We start from the raw sequence: 576 nt of genomic DNA, 5'->3' as shown, positions 1-576 counted from the left end.
CGCAGGATTTGCGCCTCTAAGCCGAGGCTTTCGAACCTCGACGCCACGTGTTTTGCGCAGCGCTCAACTTCTGATTGATCAAAGGAGGCCGAGGAAACGGAGGGGATACGGACGATGTCTTCGAGTTCGCGCACGAACTGGTCGAACTGATCTTCAAGTCGCTGTTTGATATTCACCCTCCTTACGTTAAACACCTTGGAACTATTCGGCAATATTGCTATTGTCGGCCTGTTATTTAGGCCTTCAGATGCCCTGCGGTACAGTTGGAAGCGTGTTTGGAAAAGAAAAGTCTAAGGATCACTCTGGCGATCAGGCTCACGAGGTAGTTGGCAAGGGTCGTCCCACCAGAAGTCGTAAAGAGGCTGAGGCCGCGAACCGTCGCCCCATGATCCCGAAGGATCGTCGCGAAGCTAAGCGCCGCCGTCGCGAACGTGAAAACGCTCTATGGGAGCGCCAGCAGCGCGCAATGGAAACCGGCGACGAACGCTACATGCCGGCCCGTGACAAGGGCAGGATCCGCCGGTTCACACGTGACTACGTGGATGCGCGTTGGACCTTGGCTGAGTTCGTACTTCC

General features: G+C 55.9%; 1 protein-coding gene. It reads left to right on the top strand.

All coding sequences use genetic code 11. From position 1 onward, the window contains the following. Positions 1-271: 271 nt before the first annotated feature. Positions 272-576: DUF3043 domain-containing protein (locus HMPREF1627_RS02020; RefSeq protein WP_234305204.1), on the top strand; the 305-nt coding region annotated here is incomplete at its 3' end.

The organism is Actinomyces sp. S6-Spd3 (assembly GCF_000758755.1).
GTDB lineage: Bacteria > Actinomycetota > Actinomycetes > Actinomycetales > Actinomycetaceae > Pauljensenia.
The sequence above is the reverse complement of the archived record's forward strand: the minus strand, read 5'-3'. Positions and strand labels throughout refer to the sequence as shown.